This is a genomic window from Polyangiaceae bacterium (genome assembly GCA_016715885.1).
GTDB lineage: Bacteria > Myxococcota_A > Polyangia > Polyangiales > Polyangiaceae > Polyangium.
In genome coordinates this window covers 597,295-618,117 of sequence record JADJXL010000018.1, presented here as the reverse complement: position 1 = coordinate 618,117, position 20,823 = coordinate 597,295, and the positions used below count along the sequence as shown (strand labels likewise).

General features: G+C 64.0%; 13 protein-coding genes. 7 read left to right on the top strand and 6 right to left on the bottom strand.

Annotated elements, in window-relative coordinates; translation table 11 throughout:
* The first annotated feature begins 64 nt into the window (after positions 1 to 64).
* Complete coding sequence (locus IPM54_23700) at positions 65 to 1,039, top strand: nitronate monooxygenase (GenBank protein ID MBK9262795.1); 975 nt, start codon at positions 65 to 67, stop codon at positions 1,037 to 1,039.
* Between the two features lie 490 nt (positions 1,040 to 1,529).
* Here IPM54_23700 and IPM54_23695 read toward each other — a convergent pair whose 3' ends face one another.
* Both IPM54_23695 and IPM54_23690 read right to left on the bottom strand, forming a co-directional pair.
* A complete protein-coding gene (locus IPM54_23695) occupies positions 1,530 to 3,071 on the bottom strand; it encodes a M81 family metallopeptidase (protein MBK9262794.1) in 1,542 nt (513 codons plus the stop codon).
* A complete protein-coding gene (locus IPM54_23690) occupies positions 3,068 to 4,501 on the bottom strand; it encodes an aspartate aminotransferase family protein (GenBank protein ID MBK9262793.1) in 1,434 nt (477 codons plus the stop codon). The genes IPM54_23695 and IPM54_23690 overlap by 4 nt, the downstream gene beginning before the upstream one ends.
* A gap of 97 nt (positions 4,502 to 4,598) precedes the next feature.
* Between IPM54_23690 and IPM54_23685 the strand changes: the two genes are divergently transcribed.
* Positions 4,599 to 5,357 (top strand): hypothetical protein, encoded by a 759-nt coding sequence (locus IPM54_23685; protein ID MBK9262792.1) that lies wholly within the window; start codon positions 4,599 to 4,601, stop codon positions 5,355 to 5,357.
* Between the two features lie 2,100 nt (positions 5,358 to 7,457).
* Here the strand turns inward: IPM54_23685 and IPM54_23680 are convergent.
* The 4 genes from IPM54_23680 to IPM54_23665 all read right to left on the bottom strand — a co-directional run bounded on the left by IPM54_23680 (position 7,458) and on the right by IPM54_23665 (position 13,241).
* Positions 7,458 to 7,925, bottom strand: coding sequence for a hypothetical protein (locus tag IPM54_23680; GenBank protein ID MBK9262791.1), 468 nt, complete (start codon positions 7,923 to 7,925; stop codon positions 7,458 to 7,460).
* 121 nt (positions 7,926 to 8,046) lie between these two features.
* Positions 8,047 to 10,815: a hsp70 family protein gene (locus IPM54_23675; protein ID MBK9262790.1), complete on the bottom strand. Its 2,769-nt coding sequence runs from the start codon at positions 10,813 to 10,815 to the stop codon at positions 8,047 to 8,049.
* Positions 10,816 to 10,818: 3 nt separating this feature from the next.
* Positions 10,819 to 12,678, bottom strand: a complete 1,860-nt coding sequence (locus IPM54_23670) for an Hsp70 family protein (protein ID MBK9262789.1) — start codon at positions 12,676 to 12,678, stop codon at positions 10,819 to 10,821.
* The gene (locus IPM54_23665; protein MBK9262788.1) at positions 12,675 to 13,241 is read right to left on the bottom strand and encodes a DUF2760 domain-containing protein; all 567 of its coding nucleotides are present in this window, start codon (positions 13,239 to 13,241) and stop codon (positions 12,675 to 12,677) included. Before IPM54_23665 ends, IPM54_23670 begins: the two co-directional genes overlap by 4 nt.
* A 122-nt stretch (positions 13,242 to 13,363) precedes the next feature.
* Here IPM54_23665 and IPM54_23660 point away from each other — a divergent pair, with 122 nt between their 5' ends.
* From IPM54_23660 to IPM54_23640, 5 genes are all read left to right on the top strand, one after another.
* A complete protein-coding gene (locus tag IPM54_23660) occupies positions 13,364 to 15,610 on the top strand; it encodes a DUF2007 domain-containing protein (GenBank protein MBK9262787.1) in 2,247 nt (748 codons plus the stop codon).
* Positions 15,611 to 15,735: 125 nt separating this feature from the next.
* On the top strand, positions 15,736 to 15,927 hold the full coding sequence (locus IPM54_23655; GenBank protein MBK9262786.1) for a hypothetical protein: 192 nt from the start codon (positions 15,736 to 15,738) through the stop codon (positions 15,925 to 15,927).
* Between the two features lie 62 nt (positions 15,928 to 15,989).
* Positions 15,990 to 16,931, top strand: a complete 942-nt coding sequence (locus IPM54_23650; protein ID MBK9262785.1) for a nucleotidyltransferase family protein — start codon at positions 15,990 to 15,992, stop codon at positions 16,929 to 16,931.
* A gap of 270 nt (positions 16,932 to 17,201) precedes the next feature.
* Entirely contained in the window at positions 17,202 to 19,436 is a 2,235-nt protein-coding gene (locus tag IPM54_23645; protein MBK9262784.1) for a DUF4139 domain-containing protein, read from the top strand.
* Between the two features lie 323 nt (positions 19,437 to 19,759).
* The gene (locus IPM54_23640; GenBank protein MBK9262783.1) at positions 19,760 to 20,569 is read left to right on the top strand and encodes a DUF898 family protein; all 810 of its coding nucleotides are present in this window, start codon (positions 19,760 to 19,762) and stop codon (positions 20,567 to 20,569) included.
* Positions 20,570 to 20,823 lie beyond the last annotated feature (254 nt).

The following is a 20,823-nucleotide window of genomic DNA, read 5'->3' as shown; positions in this document are numbered from 1 at the left end:
TGGATTGACGGCGGCATCGTCGAGGATTATGACGAGGCGCCACGTTTCTCCAAAGGATCGAGTCATGTCGCTGCCCAAGCTCCTCGAAGGTCGTCTTTCACTGCCCGTCATCGGCGCACCGATGTTCATCGTTTCCGGCCCCGAGCTCGTCATCGCTCAGTGCAAAGCCGGTATCGTCGGCTCATTCCCAGCCCTCAACGCCCGTCCCAAAGAACATCTCGCCCAATGGCTCGTGCGCATCAAAAAAGAGCTTGCGGAATACCAATCCGAACATCCCACCGAACGCGTCGCACCGTTTGCCGTCAATCAAATTGCACACAAATCCAATGATCGCCTCGAACACGATATGGGCGTGTGCATCGAACATCAGGTGCCAATCATCATCACGAGCCTCCGGCCGCCGGCAGAAATCGTCAAAGCCGTGCATGGATACGGCGGCATCGTGCTCCACGACGTCATCAGCGTACGGCATGCAGAAAAAGCTCTGGAGGAAGGCGTCGATGGATTGATCCTCGTGTGCGCAGGCGCGGGCGGACATGCGGGAACCTTGAGCCCCTTCGCATTGCTCACCGAAGTGCGACGCTTTTATTCGGGCACCATCTGCCTCGCAGGCGCCATGACGAGCGGCGCACACGTGCTTTCAGCGCAAGCCATGGGCGCAGACCTCGCCTACATCGGCACTCGATTCATTGCTACCGCCGAGGCCCACGCGATGCCCGCCTACAAACAAATGCTCGTCGACACGACCGCCAAAGACATCGTCTATTCGTCGCTCTTCACCGGCGTCCACGGCAATTACCTGAAACCTGCAATTGCCGCCAATGGAATGGATCCCGACAATCTACCGACGGCCGACAAATCCACGATGAACTTCGGTTCGGGCGGCAATACGGAAGCCAAAGCATGGCGCGACATTTGGAGCGCCGGACAAGGCGTCGGCAATATCGACGACGCCCCCACCGTCGCGGCACTCATCACGCGTATGCGTCAGGAATACAGCGCAGCATTCGACACGCTTCGTAGGCAGGCTTCGCAGTAGCTGCGCAGCGTCAGAATCGACGCCCAGGCGCTCCTCGTTCGACCGGAACATGCCGGCTCGACACAACTCGGCTTTCGCCAGACGAACGAACGTCCAGAGACGACGCCGAACCGTCCGAAGAATCGGCGGCAAGCGAAAAAGCCGCCAAAAGACCGATCACTCCACCAGCGATCATCAAAAAAGCCTGCAGCGCGTGCGGAATCGAGTCCATTGCAAAATTGGCGTGCAACAACGCAGCCTCCTTCAGGAGAAGACAAAACGCGGCCATCCCGAATCGCTCGGACCGCATTTCGGTGAACGCTCGACAAGCCGATGCCCTGCCAGCTACTTCGCCACTGACCAGGCCCGTCACCCGCGAGCGACGCCAAGATTGCCACGATATGTGCGAACGTCGAGACCCAATTTCGAATGGTCGGACAGGAAATGTCCGCCCATTCGCGTGCGTCGGTTCACCAACTCGCACCTCACCCAAGAAGTGCGTTCGAACCTATCAAACCCCCCGAAGAACCGGATCCAACGCGCGCCAGTCGTCGAGCTTGGTCATGGGATGCACAGCCGTCCGATACTTCCCCGAAAGCACTCGCCGCAGACTCGTCGCCCCATCGCTCACCACCGGAATGTGCCGGAACGACATCGTCAAGTAGAAGATCCGATAATGGAAAAAGTTCTTCTGCACGACGGCATCCGCACTTCGCACCGATATACCCAGCTCCTCCCAAAAGCTCGGATGAATCGGCAATGGCGGACGTTCCGTCATGACCACTTGAAAAGAACCAATCTCCAATCGAATGGCACGCCCACAATCCCCCGTGTGCCGCGCCATCACGCGCGCATCCACGGGCACCCGCGGCTGCCCATATCCCGGCGTCCCGCAAAGCTCGAGCGATATCCGATCACCCGCGGCAGCGTCCCACGCCTTTTCCACGCCCGCTGGATCATGCAGCGGCACGAGCACCCGCAGGCCGCGGTCATTCCGCACGAGCGCCTGCACGAAATGCGTATTGCCTCCGGGCGCCCCCGCGCCCACGATATCATCGACATCCACGAGCGATACGGGACCGAGCTTTCGCCATGCGCTCCGCGCCACTTCATCCAGCGCTTCGTCCACGCTGCGCATCGGAGGCACCATTGCATCGCGCTCGGCCCATGCCCGATCAGCCAACGCATCGGCCAGGCGCGCGGCCAAAGCTTCATCCCCGTCGGTCGATACGTGCACGGCCCATCCCAAATCCTCGGCGCTCGTAAACGGATGCACCATGAAAAGGCTTGCCGTGAGCACGCGGGGATCGTCTTCCAGGTGCCGCATGAATCGAAATATCGATCGCATCGGCGGGAGAAAATCAATGGTCATGCCCCCACCGAGCAGCATTGGCAGCTTGCGCCATGCATGCACTGGGTTCGCATGCCCGCGTAATGCTCGGATGAGCCGATTGCCTGCACGAAATCCCGTCGGCGCCAAATCCCAATGCGGATTCGCTCGATAGGCGACGAGTACGTCCACGGGATCGACGAGCCCTGCCGACAAATTCGCATGCAAGTCGTAACTCACTGCCATTTTCACATCCGGCCCGACGATCTCCCGCACGCGACGCAAAATCACCGCCTCGGGCGGCTCGCCCAAGTCCTTCACTTCCATCGATCCGTGCAGCGCCAAATACACGCCATCCAATGAACCCGCTGCATTGAGCGCCCGCAAAAGCTCGTTCAAGAGGCCATCGAAACATTCTCGCGAAAGTGGCCCTCCCGGAACCGCCAACGCCGAAGTGAGCGGAATCGTCGTCACATTGCCCGCCGCTCGCGCCGCCTGCACAAAACCCGTCAATTCTGCATGCGGCATGAACGATTTCAGCTCGGTGCCCGAAAGCGACGTCGCCCGACCAAGCTCGTCCCCCGAAAGCAAATGCAGCCTTTCGAAGTCTTCCCGCGTCGTCAAAATGGGCGAATACGTATCCGCTTCGTGGAAGATACGGCCGTACGCAATGCGCAGCGGCCGATCACCTCGTCCCAATCTGCCGAGCAATCGCGCGATCATGTAAACAGCTCTCCCATGAACATGGCGAGCAACCCCTCGCGAACGGGCGGCGGGGCAGCTTCGAGAATGCGATGAATCATGCCCGCTCGAGCCGGAAGTTGACCATTGGTTATGCCCAATTGTGCCATGATGTCTCCGGCATCGAAGCCGCCATCACCCGAGCTACCGACGAGGTGCGATAACATCGCGACGACTTCGGGCGGAGGCGACATGCGAGCGGGCAAGTCGACGGCGCATTTTTCCAGGTCCCGAGCAAAGTCGGGTGCTCGATCGGCATTTCCCGGATCGACCGTCAAGTGAATATGGGCCGGGGATCTACCAAAGCTATACGTCGGCTGAACGTACCAGCCGCATTCGGTCAAGCGATCGGCCAATTCGAAGACGTCTCCGTCATCGGTCGTCAATGCGAGTACATTGGCATGCGGGCGCGCGACCAATCGAATGCCCGGCGTCCGATCGATGGTCGCGACGATATGCTGCGTCGCTTCCCACATCTTTTTTGCACGTTCGCGAAAACCGCTGCGGCCGAGATGCCGAATGATGGCCAAAGCCGCAGCCGTCGCCGCAATCGATTTCGATCCGAGGATCGACGAATTGACGATGGAATATCCGGTCCAATTTGCGCACGCAAAATATTGAGCATTGCGCAATTCGCGGCGCCGCTGCAAAAGCACGGAGACACCTTTGGGGGCGAAGCCATACTTGTGCAAGTCCACCGACATGCTCGTCACCCCGTCCACTTGAAAATCGAAAGCGGGGACATGGACGCCGATATCGCGCAAAAATGGCAGCACGCAACCTCCGACGCACGCATCGACGTGCATGAGCGTGCCGTGTTCTTTTGCGAGCGCGGCCAATTCTTCAATGGGATCGACGACCCCATGGGCATAACCCGGAGCGGACCCGACGACGAGGATGACGTCGCCATTCATTTTGGCGCTAGCATCATCGACATTGGCGCGCATGGTGACGGGATCGACATCGACGGGAATGATTCCGACGCCAAGGTAATGGGCGGCCTTGTGAAAACACGCATGCGCGGTTTCGGGCAGGAGCATCTTGGGGGCGGTAACATGCGGGCGGGTTTTCCTCGCATGGTCGCGCGCTGATTTGACCGCGAGAATGACGCTCTCGGTGCCGCCGGTCGTTGCGGTACCAACGGCACCTGCGGGCGCACGAAGTAGCTCGAGGCACGCGTGCACGAGGGCATTTTCGAGCACTCGGGCGGATGGATACACCGTGGGGTCGAGGCCATTGCCTTCCATGCAAGCCGCGAAGGCTTCTCGAGCGACAGCGCGCGTTTCTGCGCCAGGGTCGTAGACGAATGCGAATGCGTGGCCGTCGCTTTTCAGGTCACGCGATCGGGCATCGCGGATGGCGGAGAGGATTTCGTCGCGGGATTGGCCGTTTTCGGGGAAATGGGCAGTCATGGTGGCTCCGGGAAGGAGACGCTATCAGGAGATGAAGAGGGTGCCAACGTCTTTTTCCCCTTCCCTTCCCCCCGCCGTCCATGTTACAAGCCTGCCCATGTCGCTCGATGCTCCCGATCCCGCGCTTTACGTTCACGCCCCGCAAATGACCGTCGAAGGTGGCATTACGCTCTGCCGCGTCGTCGCCGATGCGTGCCCGAATTCGATGCACGCGTCCGTCAAAAAAGCCGCCAGACGCGTGACCGAAGTGGCCGAGGCCGCGCAATTCGCCTATACGATGCGCCGCAAAGCCATGGGCAAAGTCACCACCGACGATGCTCGTCCCATCGATCGCGTCGCCGATACGTCCTGGGGCGCCCTGCGTTCGCGCCTTCACGCTTATTCGCTTCTGCCTCGAGAAACCTATCCGGATGCCATACGTGCCGGCGAAATTCTCGCGACTCTTTTTGGCGAAGCGGGCCTGTCATTCTTGACCGAATCCTATCCGGAACAATACGCCATTGCAGATTCGGTCATTCGCCGCATCGACGACGAAAACATGGCCGCCGATATCGATCGCATCGCCGGCAAGGAATTCCTCGAAAACGTCCGCACGCAGCACACGGCTTATGGCAAAATGGTCCAGGCCATGCTGCAGCGCGAAGAAACCATTACGGAAGACTTGAGCGAACACGTGCGCGCGATGGGCCAAGCGCTCGTGTATTACGCAACCAAAGTGGTCGCGTCCGTCGAACACGACAAACCCGCGACGATCGCCGCAGCTCGCTCGGCACTCCGTCCCATTGACGCATTCCGCGCAGCAACGGAACGTCGAACGGTGTCGCAAACCCCTCCGGCCTCGCCCGACGCTTCGTAAACCGATCACCCAGGCCGATCGGCCTTTCTTTTCCACTTGCAAACAGTTGGGCAAGCCCGAGTGGCCTTGGGTAAATCGTTTCGAAACGGCCGAGGGAAACCCATCGGCCTGTCCAAGCGTTTCGAGTGAGTTTGGATACACCGATGGGGCTGTCTGGACCGTTTGGAAACGGTTTCGAAGGCCATTCGGCTTTGGGGCTTACGCAAGCGAGCGTACGAGACGATAGACGCGGTTGTTCGCGCCCCCCCCCCCGCCCCCCCCCCCCCCCCCCCCCCCCCCCCCCCCCCCCCGGGCCCCCCCCCCCCCCCCCCCCCCCCCCCCCCCCGGCCCGGGGGGGCCCCCCCCCCCCCCCCCCCCCCCCCCCCCCGGCCCCCCCCCCCCCCCCCCCCCCCCCCCCCCCCCCCCCCCCCCCCCCCCCCCCCCCCCCCCCGGCCCCCCCCCCCCCCCCCCCCCCCCCGCCCCCCCCCCCCCCCCCCCCCCCCGGCCCCCCCCCCCCCCCCCCCCCCCCCCCCCCCCCCCCCCCCCCCGCCCCCCCCCGGCCCCCCCCCCCCCCCCCCCCCCCCCCCCCCCCCCCCCCCCCCCCCCCCCCCCCCCCCCCCCCCCCCCCCCCCCCCCGGGCCCCCCCCCCCCCCCCCCCCCCCCCCCCCCCCCCCGCCCCCCCCCCCCCCCCCCCCCCCCCCCCCCCCCCCCCCCCCCCCCCCCCCCCCCCCCCCCCCCGCCCCCCCCCCCCGCCCCCCCCCCCCCCCCCCCCCCCCCCCCCCGCGCCCCCCCCCCCCCCCCCCCCCCCCCCCCCCCCCCCCCCCCCCCCCCCCCCCCCCCCCCCCCCCCCCCCCCCCCCCCCCCCCCCCCCCCCCCCCCCCCCCCCCCCCGCCCCCCCCCCCCCCCCCCCCCCCCCCCCCCCCCCCCCCCCGGGGGCCCCCCCCCCCCCCCCCCCCCCCGGCGCCCCCCCCCCCCCCCCCCCCCCCGCCCCCCCCGGGCGGGGCCCCCCGCGGGGCCCCCCCCCCCCCCCCCCCCGCCGGGGGCCCCCCCCCCCCCCCCCCCCCCCCCCCCACCCCCCCCCCGAAACCCCCCCCCCCCCCCCCCCCCCCCCCCCCCCCCCCCCCCCCCCCCCCCCCCCCCCCCCCCCCGCCCCCCCCCCCCCCCCCCCCCCCCCCCCCCCCCCCCCCCCCGGCCCCCCCCCCCCCCCCCCCCCCCCCCCCCCCCCCCCCCCCCCCCCCCCCCCCCCCCCCCCCCCCCCCCCCCCCCCCCCCCCCCCCCCCCCCCCCCCGCCCCCCCCCCCCCCCCCCCCCCCCCCCCCCCCCCCCCCCCCCCCCCCCCCCCCCCCCCCCCCCCCCCCCCCCCCCCCCCCCCCCCCCCCCCCCCCCCCCCCCCCCCCCCCCCCCCCCCCCCCCCCCCCCCCCCCCCCCCCCCCCCCCCCCCCCCCCCCCCCCCCCCCCCCCCCCCCCCCCCCCCCCCCCCCCCCCCCCCCCCCCCCCCCCCCCCCCCCCCCCCCCCCCCCCCCCCCGGCCCCCCCCCCCCCCCCCCCCCCCCCGGGGGGGGGGGGGGGGGGGGCCCCCCGGGGGGGGCCGCCCCCCCCCCCCCCCCCACCCCCCCCCCCCCCCCCCCCCCCCCCCCCCCCCCCCCCCCCCCCCCGGCCCCCCCCCCCCCCCCCCCCCCCCCCCCCCCCCCCCCCCCCCCCCCCCCCCCCCCCCCCCCCCCCCCCCCCCCCCCCCCCCCCCCCCCCCCCCCCCCCCCCCCCCCCCCCCCCCCCCCCCCCCCCCCCCCCCCCCCCCCCCCCCCCCGGACCCCCCCCCCCCCCCCCCCCCCCCCCCCCCCCCCCCCCCCCCCCCCCCCCCCCCCCGGCCCCCCCCCCCCCCCCCCCCCCCCCCCCCCCCCCCCCCCCCCCCCCCCCCCCCCCCCCCCCCGGGCCCCCCCCCCCCCCCCCCCCCCCCCCCCCCCCCCCCCCCCCCCCCCCCCCCCCCCCCCCCCCCCCCCCCCCCCCCCCCCCCCCCCCCCCCCCCCCCCCCCCCCCCCCCCCCCCCCCCCCCCCCCCCCCCCCCCCCCCCCCCCCCCCCCCCCCCCCCCCCCCCCCCCCCCCCCCCCCCCCCCCCCTGGCCCCCGTCACCCCGCCAGCCGCCGCCTTTGCCCCGCCCACATCCGCCCATTCGATAACGATCCGAATACACGACCACATCGTGGCGCACTCTTCTTCAACACCGATGCGACCGTCATCATCTGCACCGCATCCGAAGTCGTCACGACCGCCAACCATTTACACGACCGCTCCGTAGTCGCAAACATCTCCGATACCGCCAGGCGCGTTCTAGGTCCCCATGTCGTCGAGGCGTCGACCAAATCGAGCATCACGCCGCGTACGCGCATCCACGGCTCTCCCATGAGTTTCTCAAAAACTCCCACCATCTCACGCGCATAAGCCGCGCCCACGTCAAGGCTCACGTCGGGACGGCGCCAGACCCGAAAATGCGCCACACCTTCCGAGTCAATGGTCACCCTGTAGTTGCCCCCCTCCGCATATACATCCGTCCCGTTCACCATCACGCCGGGGGCATAATGCCACGACGATTTCATCTTGAAAAGTGAATTTCACTTTGAATTCTGTAATCTGGTGCTCAATGACCGCAATCGCAACATGACGTTACGGAGTGCGCCATGGATATGACGCTTTATCGTGCGCCATCGAATTGACGCATCACGACACCAATGCCAATCCCACGGGCAATCCCTCCCCATAGAACGCCACTCGATCCGACTCTTCTACCGCCACGACCTCGCGCACCGCCCGAATCCATTCCTCACGCGCACCGACCTTTTCGAGCCGCTTGATGACGTCCCGGCGCACGCGATCCGATACGTCGCGCGCTCGATCACCCGTCATTCGGCCGAGCTCCATGGCCGCTCGCGGCGCCGTCGGCAAATCGTCCCATTTGTCGCGCAACAAATGATCAATCCAGCGCTCGGCCGTGCCGGGCGCGACGACGTGATGCACGCTCGCATATGCGGGCATTCGCGCGCCAATGCGCCCAATGGCTGCCCATACGCGCGGATCGCGATCGGTCCAGGTCCGTTCGAGCAAAAAACCGCCCAATTCACTTCGGCGCGCCGGAGATACTCGTTCGAGCGACGCGGCCAAATCGACGACGTCCGCATCCGGCTCGGCTCGAATGCCTTTCGGCTTTTTCATCCGCTTTTCCGTAGGCGCCAAAAAGGGATCCAACAAATCCCGAATGACGGTTTGCTCGGCTTCGTCGAGCCCGCCCGCAATGCGTCGCCATGCAATCCAGAATTGTTGCCAGGTGCGCGCTTCTTGCGCAAATGCAAGGCGCTCGGGAAAAAGCGAAAACATGTTCGACGATCGCTCGGCATCCAAAGGATGGCCAAATCCAGGGCGCAAACAATATCCCGCAAGCTGCCAAAATACGCGCTCGTGATCGGCAGAACGCCTGCGGCCTTTGTGACCTTGCCATAAGACATCGAAGAGCATGCGGTTCGTCTCGAGCGTCCACATGGACCGCTCGCCAGCCTGCTTTTCGAGCTCCCGGACCAAGTCCTTGACCTCGCGCGGGGTCACGTCGGCGCGGCCTTTGCCATAGACACGCAATATGGCCTCGCGCGCATCGTCCCAGCGCTTGCCTCGCAAGGTTATGCTCGGAGGCCCCCCGCGCAATGAGCGAGCGCTTGCCTGAGCGTCCGCTGCTTCGTCCGCGGCGGGGCTCGATTCACGCAAATCCCAGGTCAATCGGAAACGCCGCGGCACTTGGGCAACGCCCACTTCGATGCACGCCATTTCGAGCGTTCCAATGGCGCTGAGCTGCCCCGAGAGCAATACGGGCACTTCCGTTGGACGCGCCCCAGGCTCGAATGCGGACGATACCGGCGGCAATGCTTGAAAACGGTCGGAATCGATGGTCACGACGGTGCCGGGCAAATCGAGCGCTTCGTCGGACGCAAAAAGCGGGAATCGCACGGGCCTGCCCACGGTCAAGGAAAACGTGCGATCAGCGACGTCGTATTGAATGCCCTCGCGAGCGCCCCGCGGGACGACACATACGGCTTGACGCGTTTGCCCCACGCCCGATGAAATGCCCACGTAATAACCGCGCGCCGAACCACCGCCAATGCGGACACCTCGACCGAGCAGCGATAAGCCATATACGACGGCACCTCGCGCGACGGCCAAGTCAGGATCCGGATGCGGGAGGATTTCGGGACGAACACCACCCCAGGACGTGATCGAATCCGAAAGACGCTCGACAATGCGTTTGGCACGGAACACGCCTCCATTGAGGAGAAGCGCCGAAGGAGCCGCCGCGTCGGGTGCATGACGCGCAAAAAAATGCGCCACGTGCCGCGTCATGGCGACATCGCGTTCATAAGGCAATCCAAAAGCAACGAGCGCGCTGCCACCTCGACGGGGACGATCGTCACGCTTCGCCGGAGGCAAAAAACCATCCAATACAATCGATTCGGCTTCGTCGCGCCCGAGTTTCGTCGTGAGCGCCGATCCAATCAATCGCGAGCCCGCTCCAAGAACGGTCACATTGACGTCATCGGGCGGGTTGTCGCCGAGCAGCTTTTCTTTGGCAGCTCGGCACGCGAGAACCAATTGGCCAAAACGCGCTGGAGAAAGCCGATCCGGGGGCTCGACGAGGCGTCGTTCGCATGCGTGAGCCAATGCGAGGTCCATGTTGTCGCCGCCAAGGAGCAAATGGCGACCGACCGCGACGCGATCGACATCCACGCCCGCGCCGCTCTCCGCGGGACGCACGCGAATGAGTGACAAATCGGTCGTGCCTCCACCAATGTCGCAAACGAGCACCAAAGCTTGGCCGCCCGACCTTTTGCACAATGCATCGAGCTCGTCCTGGCCAGCGCGAGCCATGAAATCATAGAATGCTGCTTGAGGCTCTTCGAGCAGGCGGATTTCGAGCCCTGCGCGGCGTGCAGCCTCGACGGTCAATTCACGCGCGTCTTCGTCGAATGACGCGGGCACCGTCAAGATGACTTCTTGCGCTTCCAGAGGAAAATCGGCAAAAACTTCGTTCCACGACTTCTTGATGTGGAGCAAAAGCCGCGTTGCCGCGTCGACGGGTGATATTTTTGGCAAATCGTCGGCATCTTCGGCAGCGCCCCAGGGCAATATGGGCGCCAGACGATCGACCGCTGCATGCGCGAGCCAGCTTTTCGACGAAGCCACGAGCCGACCGGGCACTTCGCCGCCTCGTTTTCGCGCGAAAGCTCCAAGCACCCACGGGGCGTCACCGAATGGATCGGAGACGTTTTCTCCGGAAATGGGCGTATACAAGAACGACGGGAAAAGTGGCTCGGTCGCGACTTCCCCGGCACTGACGAGCTGCGGAATGGGAAAGACTTCCGGCGGCGCGTTTTTCGCAGGATCCGCCCAGGCGACGACGGTATGCGTCGTGCCGAGATCAATACCGACGATGCGCCGTCCGCGCATATTTTATCCCTCGCCCTCGACCGTGACTTCACCTGCGTGCGATCGCACGCCAAGCTCGACCTTCCACCGCTCGCCCGGTTTTTGAGGCTCGAGCGGAACGGCCTCGACCAATAATGTTCCCACTTCGGTCACGCTTGCTTCGAGCCGCACGGGGACGACATCGCCCTCCATACGACCGTCCGCGGGCAGTGTCACTTCAATGGGAGAAAGCTCGTCGATTTCGCCCTCTTTCCACGATTCCAATTCGGTTCCCGCTCGGTCGTCTCGACGAACGGACGAGCCGAAAAAGCGGAATCGCACGGGCTCGCCGACGACGACGCCCAATTCATGCGGCGGCAATGCTGCTTTCGTTCCTTCTTCCATTCCGAAGGGGGCGACGCATAGCGCCGTGATCGGCGGTTCCATTCCCGGGACGGCAGGCATGGCGCTCTCGATTCCAACGTAATAGGCTCGCGCCGTTCCGCCTCGAATGCGGAGCCCTCGGCCTTTGCGCACGAGGCCATAGGTAGCGGCACCTTTGGCAACGGCCAAATCCAAATCGGCCGCGGGCAGAACGCGCACGGGCTTTGCACCTTCCGCTTCGAGCCACGCATTGAGCGTCGAGACGACTCGATCCGAGAGCGCTTTTCCTTTCATCACGCCGCCATTGAAGAGGAGCACGGTCGGATGAAGGATGGATGCCGTAGAAGAGGATTTCCCGGAAAAACCTTCGATGCGCTCGGTCGCTTTGGCATGTCGTCCGAGAAATGCCGCCAAGTGCCGAGTAACTGCTGCATCGTGCGCGTAGGGCAAACCAATTTGCGTGAGTGCCGCGCGCGGGCGCGCTTGGGGACGTGCGGATGCGTTCACGCTCGGGAAGAAGCCGTCCACGAGTATTTTTTGGACGTCTTCGCGTGAAAGCTCCGTGCGCAAGGATGCGCCGAGCAGCTTTGCCCCGCGGCTCGGAACGACGACCGGAAGTTTATCGATGGATGCATCCAACAAAATGCGTTCTTTGGCAATGCGCGCTGCATGCGTGAGCGCGATCATTTGCCAGCGGTCGAGCTCTTTGCCTTCATCGAGCAGTTTTTTTCGTGCGACGTACGCGAGCGCGAGGTCCATGTTGTCGCCGCCGAGCAAAATGTGATCACCGACGGCGACGCGATGCAAAGCGAGCGCTCCATTTTCTTCGGTTGCCGCAATTGCCGAAAAATCGGTCGTACCTCCGCCGACGTCGACGACGAGAATGATGTCGCCTGGATGAATGTATTTGCGCCAGTCGTCGCCTGCTTCATCGATCCAAGCATAAAGTGCGGCTTGGGGTTCTTCGAGGAGGGTGAGATCTTCGAATCCGGCGAGCCCTGCGGCTTCCACGGTGAGATCTCGCGCGGCGGCATCGAACGATGCGGGCACGGTCAATACGATTTCCTGCGCGCCGAGCGAATTTTCCGCGCCAAACTTATGCGCCCATGCTTCGGAGAGGTGCTCGAGGTATCGCCAAGAAGCTTCGACGGGCGATATTTTTTCGACGTCTTCGGGAGCGCCCAAGGGCAAAAGTGCCGAACGCCGATCGACGCCGGCATGCGAGAGCCAGCTTTTTGCGCTGGAGACGAGGCGATTCGGGGCGTCGATGCCTCGTGCCCGAGCGTATTCGCCAATGACAAACGTTCGTTCTTGGTCCCAGGGCAAACTTTGCGCGCCTTCGCTTTCGTGCGCTGCGTAATAAAAGGATGGCAAGAGGACGCGCTCTTCCAGCGCTGCGCGGGCGACGAGCTGAAGCACGGGCAAGATGTCGATCGCGGGTTTTTCTTGGCCATGTTCGGCGAAAGCAAGGGCCGAATGGGTCGTGCCCAAATCGATACCAACGACGTGACGTGCGCTCACAGCTCGACCTCCGCAGGGGCAAGAATGGACGAATCATGTTCAGCCGTCAGCTTCGGCAATTTCAAATTTTTGGCTTTCCAGCCTCGATGCTGAAGGGTTCCGCGATAAGGAGGTTTGCCTTTGACGTCGCCCGTGAGTTTTACTTCGTTCGCGGAAAAACCTGCTTCGAGCGTGACTTTGGCGCCTTCTTCTTCAGCTCGAACGGGGCTTATGTCGACGTGATCGCGGAGCGCTTTGCGGCATCCTTCGTGCACGACGCGGACGGCAGCGCCTATCTCGGCATCTGGAAATGTGGCGATGTCCTGCTCCAAAAAATCGACGAGCCTGCCTTCTCGTTGAAGCAGCGCGAGGAGCTGAAGGGCCGCGGTGGTGTCGGCTTCTTTGGGTTTTTCGGGAGCTGGTTTTTCGGGCAGCTTGACGGGTTCCGGCAGGGGCTCGACCGCGGGCGCCTCACGAACCTGAAAGACGCGCTGTGCGAAGAGTCCGTCGAAGAGGACGCGGAAGAAACAGGCCCAGGCGAACCAGAGGCGAGTGGTGAACGGGAGCGAGGCTGTGGCGGACACGCGCGAAAGGTAACGCGTGCGAGCGGAATGTGGGAGTTTGTGGCGACGATCTTCCAGGACGTCGGTGGATGCAAGGACTTCCGTTGCCGGGCAAACGGTGATAGGTGTGCATGTCAACAGTCATGACGAAAGCGCGTCAAGCCAAAGAGCCGAAGGAACATCTCGAACCGCCGTTGCCGAACCCGAGCAGTCGGTGGTCGCGGCTTGCGTTTACAATCGTTCCGGTGGTTGTATTTTTGCTTGCACAACAGGTGATGTTGCCGGGCGTGGATGCTGGCGCATTCGCGGGCTGGACGGGCAGCACTGATCAGTACAACATCGTTGGGCTGGGCATCCAGCCGGTCATTTCGGCAGCGCTGCTGGTGGAAATCGTGGCGGTGTTGGTTCCGCGGTGGCGGCATTTGCGTCATGGAGGGGCGGAGGGACGAGCCAAACTATTGCGCGCGACGACGATCTTGGCTGTCGTGCTTGCCGTCTTTCAGGGGTACGCGGTGAACTCGGTCCTTCAAGGGCCGCCATTTGCAGCTCCGGGAGGAATCCTGCCCGCTTTGCTAATCACGATGACGCTCGTGGCTGGAGCGATGTTGGCAAAGCTGCTGGCGGACATGATGAGCCATCGGGGATTGGCGAGCGGTTATGGGGTATTCATTGGAGTATTCGCCGTTGTCGATGTGGGGTATTCCATTCGAAACTTGGCGAGGTCAGCGCCGACGCCGATGGAAGTTCTTGGATTCGCGGGCCAAATCGCAGGCGCCGCGGCATTGACTTGGTTCGTGCTCGAACGAATGCGTCCGAGAAAAGTGGAATTGGTTGGGCAGAAGCAGGATGAGGGCGCGACAAGTGATTCGGATGCGCTCAATCCGTACGCAGCTCCGCAAACGAGTGTGGAAACGAAGCCGGCGGAACAATCAAAGGCGAGCTCCTTGCATTTGCCCATTCCAGCTTCCGGCATTGGGCCGTATACGCTGGTGGGGACGTTGCTCGCGTTCCCAATGACATTTGCTCTTGTTGTGCCGGGCGCAGCAGCTTTGGCGGATTTGCTAGAAAACAAAACCACTGAAAAATTGGTTTCGATTTGGCTGCTCTTTTCGCTGACGTGGTATCTCGCGTGGCTTTTTAATCAACCGCGACGCGTTGCGGAGGTTTACGCGCGACTACGCGGAACGAAGGTATCCAAGGCTCACGTCGAAGCCGAGGCGCGCGAAGCGCTAAGGCACGCGACGCCGTATGCGCTGCTTTATCTGCTTGGACTTTTGGTGATTGATTTCGCTGCGAAAAGGAGCTTACTCGCATCTGTCAATACGTGGAGCATCGCCATCGCCGTTGCATTGTCGATCGACTTGGTAACGGAATTCCAAGCGCTCGGATTGGAGCGGGACCTGGTTTCGGTGTGGCCCGAGCATCGCCCGTACGCGATTGCTGCGGCACGAAAGGCGCTCGAGGATGCGGGCATATTCGTACATGTGCGGGATGAACGGCAGCGGCGTCTTTTGCAATTCGGTGCACCTTACGTGCCGATGGAGATTTTTGTTGCACGCAAAGATGCCCGACGTGCAGCCAAAATTCTAAATGATCTGCTCCTTGCAAAACCAGAATTCGAAACGGACCAAGCCGAAGAAAGCGCGAGCCAGCCGCTGGTTTTGCCGCGGCGGAGATCCATTGCAAAAGGCGTCGTGGTCATGATCGCGCTGCTCACGGCAGCCGGGGTCGTGCTTTCCTTGCCTGTGAAAAAAACGGCGGTCGCGCGTCAGCCTCGAACGACGAAGCTGGAATTCGTACTGGTGGACGATGAGCACTCGATAGCCGAGGAATCGGCCAATATGCCGATTGGACTCGTGCTCTCTAGGGAACAAGTCTCCAATGGGTTGAGCGGGACGGCGGTACGCCGATTCGCCGAGGCGCTCAAAACGGATTATGAGACGCTAGAAGACGCACGTGAACGGCTCGAAGCATGGACGAAAACGCTTACCTTGCCCGAAGGGGATCGCGTCGCGATTGGCGAGTTTCAGGGCTACGATGAAGACAACGCCGGATACGTCGTCATTGGTTGGCGAACGTATTTGTTGAAAGGTTCCGCCATTCTCACGGAGGCTGACGTCGCGACGGCTCGAGCGATGCGCGATCCCAACACCGGTGAATGGCTCGCGCGCCTCGAATTCACGGACGATGGCGCCAAGCGCTTCGAGAAGTTCACGGCGGAAAACATCAAGCGCAGGCTGGCCATTTTGCTCGATGGCCGCGTACAGAGCGCTCCGGTGATTCAGACGAAGATTCCAGGCGGCATTGCAACGATCACGATGGGCACGGGCTCCCAGGAAAAGCAAATGCAAGATGCTCGGAACCTCGAAAAAGCACTCAATGGGGAGTGATGCAATCGTCGCGTGGTGGCGCCGCGCTTGGTCATGACGGCGGTCGCGAGACACCGCAGATTTTTTTCTTGCGCGTACGGATCGCCTACGTTGCGTGTGGCAGTATCAGGTAGAGAGGAAGTCGGATGGAACGCAGCGACGCACCCGAGCAAGGCACTCCTTCGCAAGAGCACGCTCGTGAAGGCAACAAGGCGCAGTGGCAACGCCCCGAGCTCGTCCGCATGGGGCACTTGAAGGAGTTCGTGCGGGGCGGCGGCAAGAGCGGATCGGCGTTCGACATGGATCCGAACTCCAGCGGCAAGGGCGGCCTCGGTTGATGACGTTCGGCTGATCTCGCGAAGTTTGTCCGGGTCGCCGTGCGAGCTCGTCGCTGGATGGCATGACCGATCCTCTTTCTCCCGAAACGTTGCGCCTGCTCCGAGATCGCGATGCGCGGCCGGAAATCCAACCAGGCGCGCATGCGGACGCTCTGTTGCGCAGACACGTGCTCGCGCAAATCGCCGAAGCGATGCGCGACGCGCACATCACGGCGCTGCTCGTCAAAGGCGCAGCACTGGCGCTGACGGTGTATCCGGAAGCCGCTGCACGACGCATGTCCGACATCGACATGCTGGTCGCCGAAGGGGATCACGAGCGTGCGGTGCGTGCGCTCGAACGGCTGGGATGGCTCGTCGCGCGTAGCGAAAGTCGGCGGCTGAGCGGTGTGATGCTGGGTGAAACGATGGTGCAAGCTCGCGCGGGAACGATGACGTTCACGGTCGAAGTGCACTCGTCGCTGGACAAGGTGGTGCGTCGTCCGATTTCGTTTGCGGATCTCGCGGCACGTGCGTCGCATGCACCGGGGCTCGAAGGTTTGTCCGTGCCATCGCGCGAAGATCACGCGCTGCTCGTGGCACTGCATGCATCGACGCACGCGTATCGGCACGAGCTGGCGTTGCAAGACATGGAGCTGCTCTTGCGAAGCGGGCTCGATCGAGACGAGCTCCGCCGTCGCTGTGAACGCTTCCATTTGCGCACGGTGATGTTCGTGATGATGTCGGTGCTGCGAAGTCTCGGAGCTGCATCGGTCGACGACGAGCTCGTGCGCGTGTTCGATCCAGGGCGGTTTCGCCGGGCGTTGCTCGATCGGTTTTACGATCTGGAACGATTTCCACCGGCACGTGGCGCGGAAGAGCTGGGCGTCGCATGGCTCGTTCGGCAAGCGCCGCTCTGGGATGATCCGAGCATGTTCGTGATGGGCGTGGCGAAGTACAGCGGCCTACGTGGTGCGGAACGGATACTCGAGGTGCTCACGAAGTATGCGGCGAGCACCAAGCGATGATTGGCGCGGCGTAACGGACGCGCGCGACACGGTGTTGTGAATTGCACTACCAACAAAAGCGGGTTGCGCCTGTAAGGAACGCGGTTTTGGGGCGTTGGGGCACTCGCCGGCAAAGTGGTTGGCACCTTGGGATGACCTTTCAAAGGTGGTTGGCACCTTGGGCAGCCAGCCGCTTTAGCATCGCATGCGAGATCGCCGCGCCGTGTCGTCCGTAAAAGAGCGCCGCGTGACGAGCATGCAAGTCGCGCACTGTATGAACGAGGTCTGCTCATGAAGAAGATTTTGCTCCCCCTCTCCTTCGTTTGTCTCTTCGGATGCGGTCGCACGACCAGTTACGTTCGAAGCGACACGACGCTCGGACGCGTCGTCGTCTATCGCAACGGCGTCGCGTACTTCGAGAGGTACGCCGAGATCAACGGCGACTCGCTGCGCCTCAGCGTCCCGGGCGACAAGATCGACGACTTCTTGAAGTCGCTCACGGTCACGGATGCGACCACGGGCAAACCCGCTCCCATCGCGTATCCGACGCACGGATCAGCGTTTGTCGGAAACGAACAATTGCAGAACCAACAATCCCAATCGGCGATGGGCGGCAACGTCAGTGGCGCGGGCATGGTCAGCATGGAGATCCAGCTTCAAGGACCGAAGCCGCACAAACTTTTCTTGTCGTACGTGACCGAAGCTCCGTCTTGGAAGCCGAGTTATCGCATCTCGATGGGCAAAGGCGGCAAGATGAAGCTCGAAGGATGGGCGATCGTCGACAACACGTCGGGCGAAGATTGGAACAAGGTCAAACTCGGTGTGGGATCGAGCTCGGCGATGTCGTTCCGCTTCGACCTGCGATCGATTCGGATGGTGCAGCGCGAGACGCTTCAGTCGAACGATCTGTTTGCCCAAGCGCCGCCGATGGGTGGTTCGTCCTTCGCGGGCGTGCCGATGCCTGCCGGGGGCAAACGCGTCGTGGTGGAGCTCGACGATGCGCGATTGGCGTCGGCCGTGCGAGCGCGTGACGAGGAGCGCGAGGACTCGGTTTCGTTCGACAAACGCGCGGCACCGGCCAAGCCGAAGGTAGGTGGCGCGGTAGCGACCGGCACGACGGCACTTGGTGGATTTGGCGGCGTTGGACGCGGCGCAGCTGCTCCGAAAGCGGATTCGAGGCCGATGCCGCAACAAGCGCCGCGGCCGCAGCCCGACAGCGGACTCGATCGTCTTGCGGCGCAATACCGCGGGACGCGCAAGCAGGTCGTGGTCGAGGGGTGGGCCGATGCGAAAGATGGCGACAAGTACGGTGCGTCGCTCGAACGCGCGAACAAAGCGCGCGAGCAGCTCATTCGCTCTGGGCTGGATCCCGCGCAAGTCGTCGCCGTGGGCAACGGTATGCGGCAAGGCCGCGCCGGTGGCGTGAGCATCGTCGAAGCGCCGCCGGAAGAGGCGCAAGCGGGCCAGATGCAGACCGTGGCCACGAAGGTGCCCGAGGCCGAGGGCAGCGAGCCCATCGGCAAGTCGTACTTCGAGTCGCAGACATCGATGACCGTACCGAAAGCGACGTCGGCCATGGTGTCGATCCTCAGCACGGAGACGGATGGCGGGTTTGTCTATCTGTACGATCCCGACGGCGCTCGTGGAAACAAGACGTATCCATTCCGCACGGTGCGCCTGATGAATCCTACGAATTCGGTGCTGGAAAGCGGCCCCGTTGCAGTGTTTGGCGAAGACGGTTTCATCGGCGAGGGCATGAGTGAACCCATTCCGGCCAAATCTTTTGCGTTCGTACCGTTTGCCCTCGACAGGCAGATCGTGGTCGAGCGCAAGGACGACACGCGCGACGCGATCGCGCGCATCTTGACGGTGCAGCGGGGCGTGTTCTCCACCGAGATCAAGCACACGCGCAAAAAGACGCTCAGCTTGACGAATCGCATGCAGGACAAAGCGACGGTTTATGTGAAGCACGTCGTTGCAGCGGGCTTCAAGCTGACCAAAGCACCCGAGTCGCAAGAGCGCATGGGCGAAGCGTACTTGTTCAAGATCGAGGTCCCGGCGGGGGCGAAAGTGGACGTGAACATCGAAGAGGAAACGCCGCTTTTCAAGAGCACCGACATTCGGTCGTCGGTGGGCATGGAAATGGTACGCGCGTATCTGTCGACGTCGGCCGTCACGGGCAAACTCAAGGACTCCGTGGGCAAACTGCTCGACCTGCAGAAGGAAATCGGCAACCTCGAACAACGCATCACGACGAGCCGTGAACAGATGAGCGAGTACCGCAGCCGCATGGACGAGCTTCACGCGCAGATCGTGACGTTGAAGGTGGTCAAGAGCGCCGGGCCCTTGATGCAGAGCCTCGAGAAGAAGATGCAGGAAGTGAGTGATCGACTGTCCAAGGCGACCATTGATCTCGTGGCGCTTCAGGAAAAGTTGATGCTCGCGCGCATCAGCTTCCAAGACGGCGTGGCCGAGTTGTCCCTCGAAACCGAAACGCAACCAGCCGCCGCAACAACCACGCTGTGAAGACCGCGAACAGTCAGGGAGGGCATGAGTTCTTTACAGGCTCTCCCTGAGAGCGGTAACCTCCCGTTTCTCTCGGCAACAGGGACGGTGTACATGAACCCAGGCGGTTATGGTGGCGGCGGCGGGGGATACCCGCCTAGTGGCGGATATCCTCCGGGTGGCGGCATGCCCCGCCCGGCGGTGGGGGCGGTTGGGGACCGCCTCAGGGTGGAGCACCCCCGCCTGGCGGCGGTGGTGGATGGGGACCGCCTCCAGGTGGAGCACCCCCTCAAGGTGGTGGCGGTGGCGGATGGGGGCAGCCTCCTGTCGGCGGCGCTCCTGGAATGGGCGCCTATGCGCCTCCGCAAGGTGGCTATGGTCCGCCGCCAGGGCAACCTGGCATGGGCATGGGCGGCGGCGCTGCCGCTGGCGGCCAGCGCGTCGTTTTCAATGGCGAAGGCGGCAAGTTGTTCGGGACGTACCTGCTCTACGGTGCTGCGCCCGTCGCGGTTGCGTACGTCATCTTCGGGATCCTGTTCAGCATCGGCATGGCCATCGACAGGGCTGCCGGCGCCGGCGGCATTCTCATGGTGATCATGGGCGGTCTCGGCGGCCTGCTCCTGATCGCCGGCGTGCTGGTCGCTTCGGTCATGTTCTCGAACAAGTTCTACGCCTTCTACTACGAGGCGCTCTCGCTCGATGGACAGCAGTGTCAATACATCGGGACGCCCCAGGAACTTGCCAAGATCCTCGTCATCAACGCGATCCTCACGAACATCACGTGCGGCATCTACACGCCGTGGGCCATCGTGCGCATGAAGGAGTTCGTCGACAGCAAGGTGCTCGTCAACGGACAACCGAATCGCCTCACCTTCCACGGCGATCCCGCATCGCTCCTCGGTACGTACATCCTCGGGTCGATCCTCACGAGCGTCACCTGCGGCATCTACGCCCCTTGGTTCATCAACGACATCTTCGCGTTCATGTGGGAAAACACGAAGCTCGACGGCAGGAACTACCAATTCCGCAAGGACCCCGGTGGGTTTTTCGGGACGTACCTGCTCGCCGTGATCTTGTCGTCGATCACCTGCGGCATCTACTACCCGTGGGGCTTCTGCAACATCCTCAAGTGGGAAGCCGAACGCGTGGCGTGAACGCGCAAGGCTCACCTGAATCCGTACAAATCTGAATCCAGGGGGGTATGGGGGGGCCCGAGCCTCGCCGTGCTTTTGCGCAAGCAAAAGCACCGGGAGGCGAGCCTCGGCCCCCCCATCGTAAACTAGCCTCGCGAAGCGCGCGTCCCACGCGCGCGAAGCGAGCGCCCAGATCCAGACTCGCACTCAAACAAGCTCGCCCCCCCATACCCCCCGAAAGTCAGATCGGAACCACGCCAAAAACATACATGGCG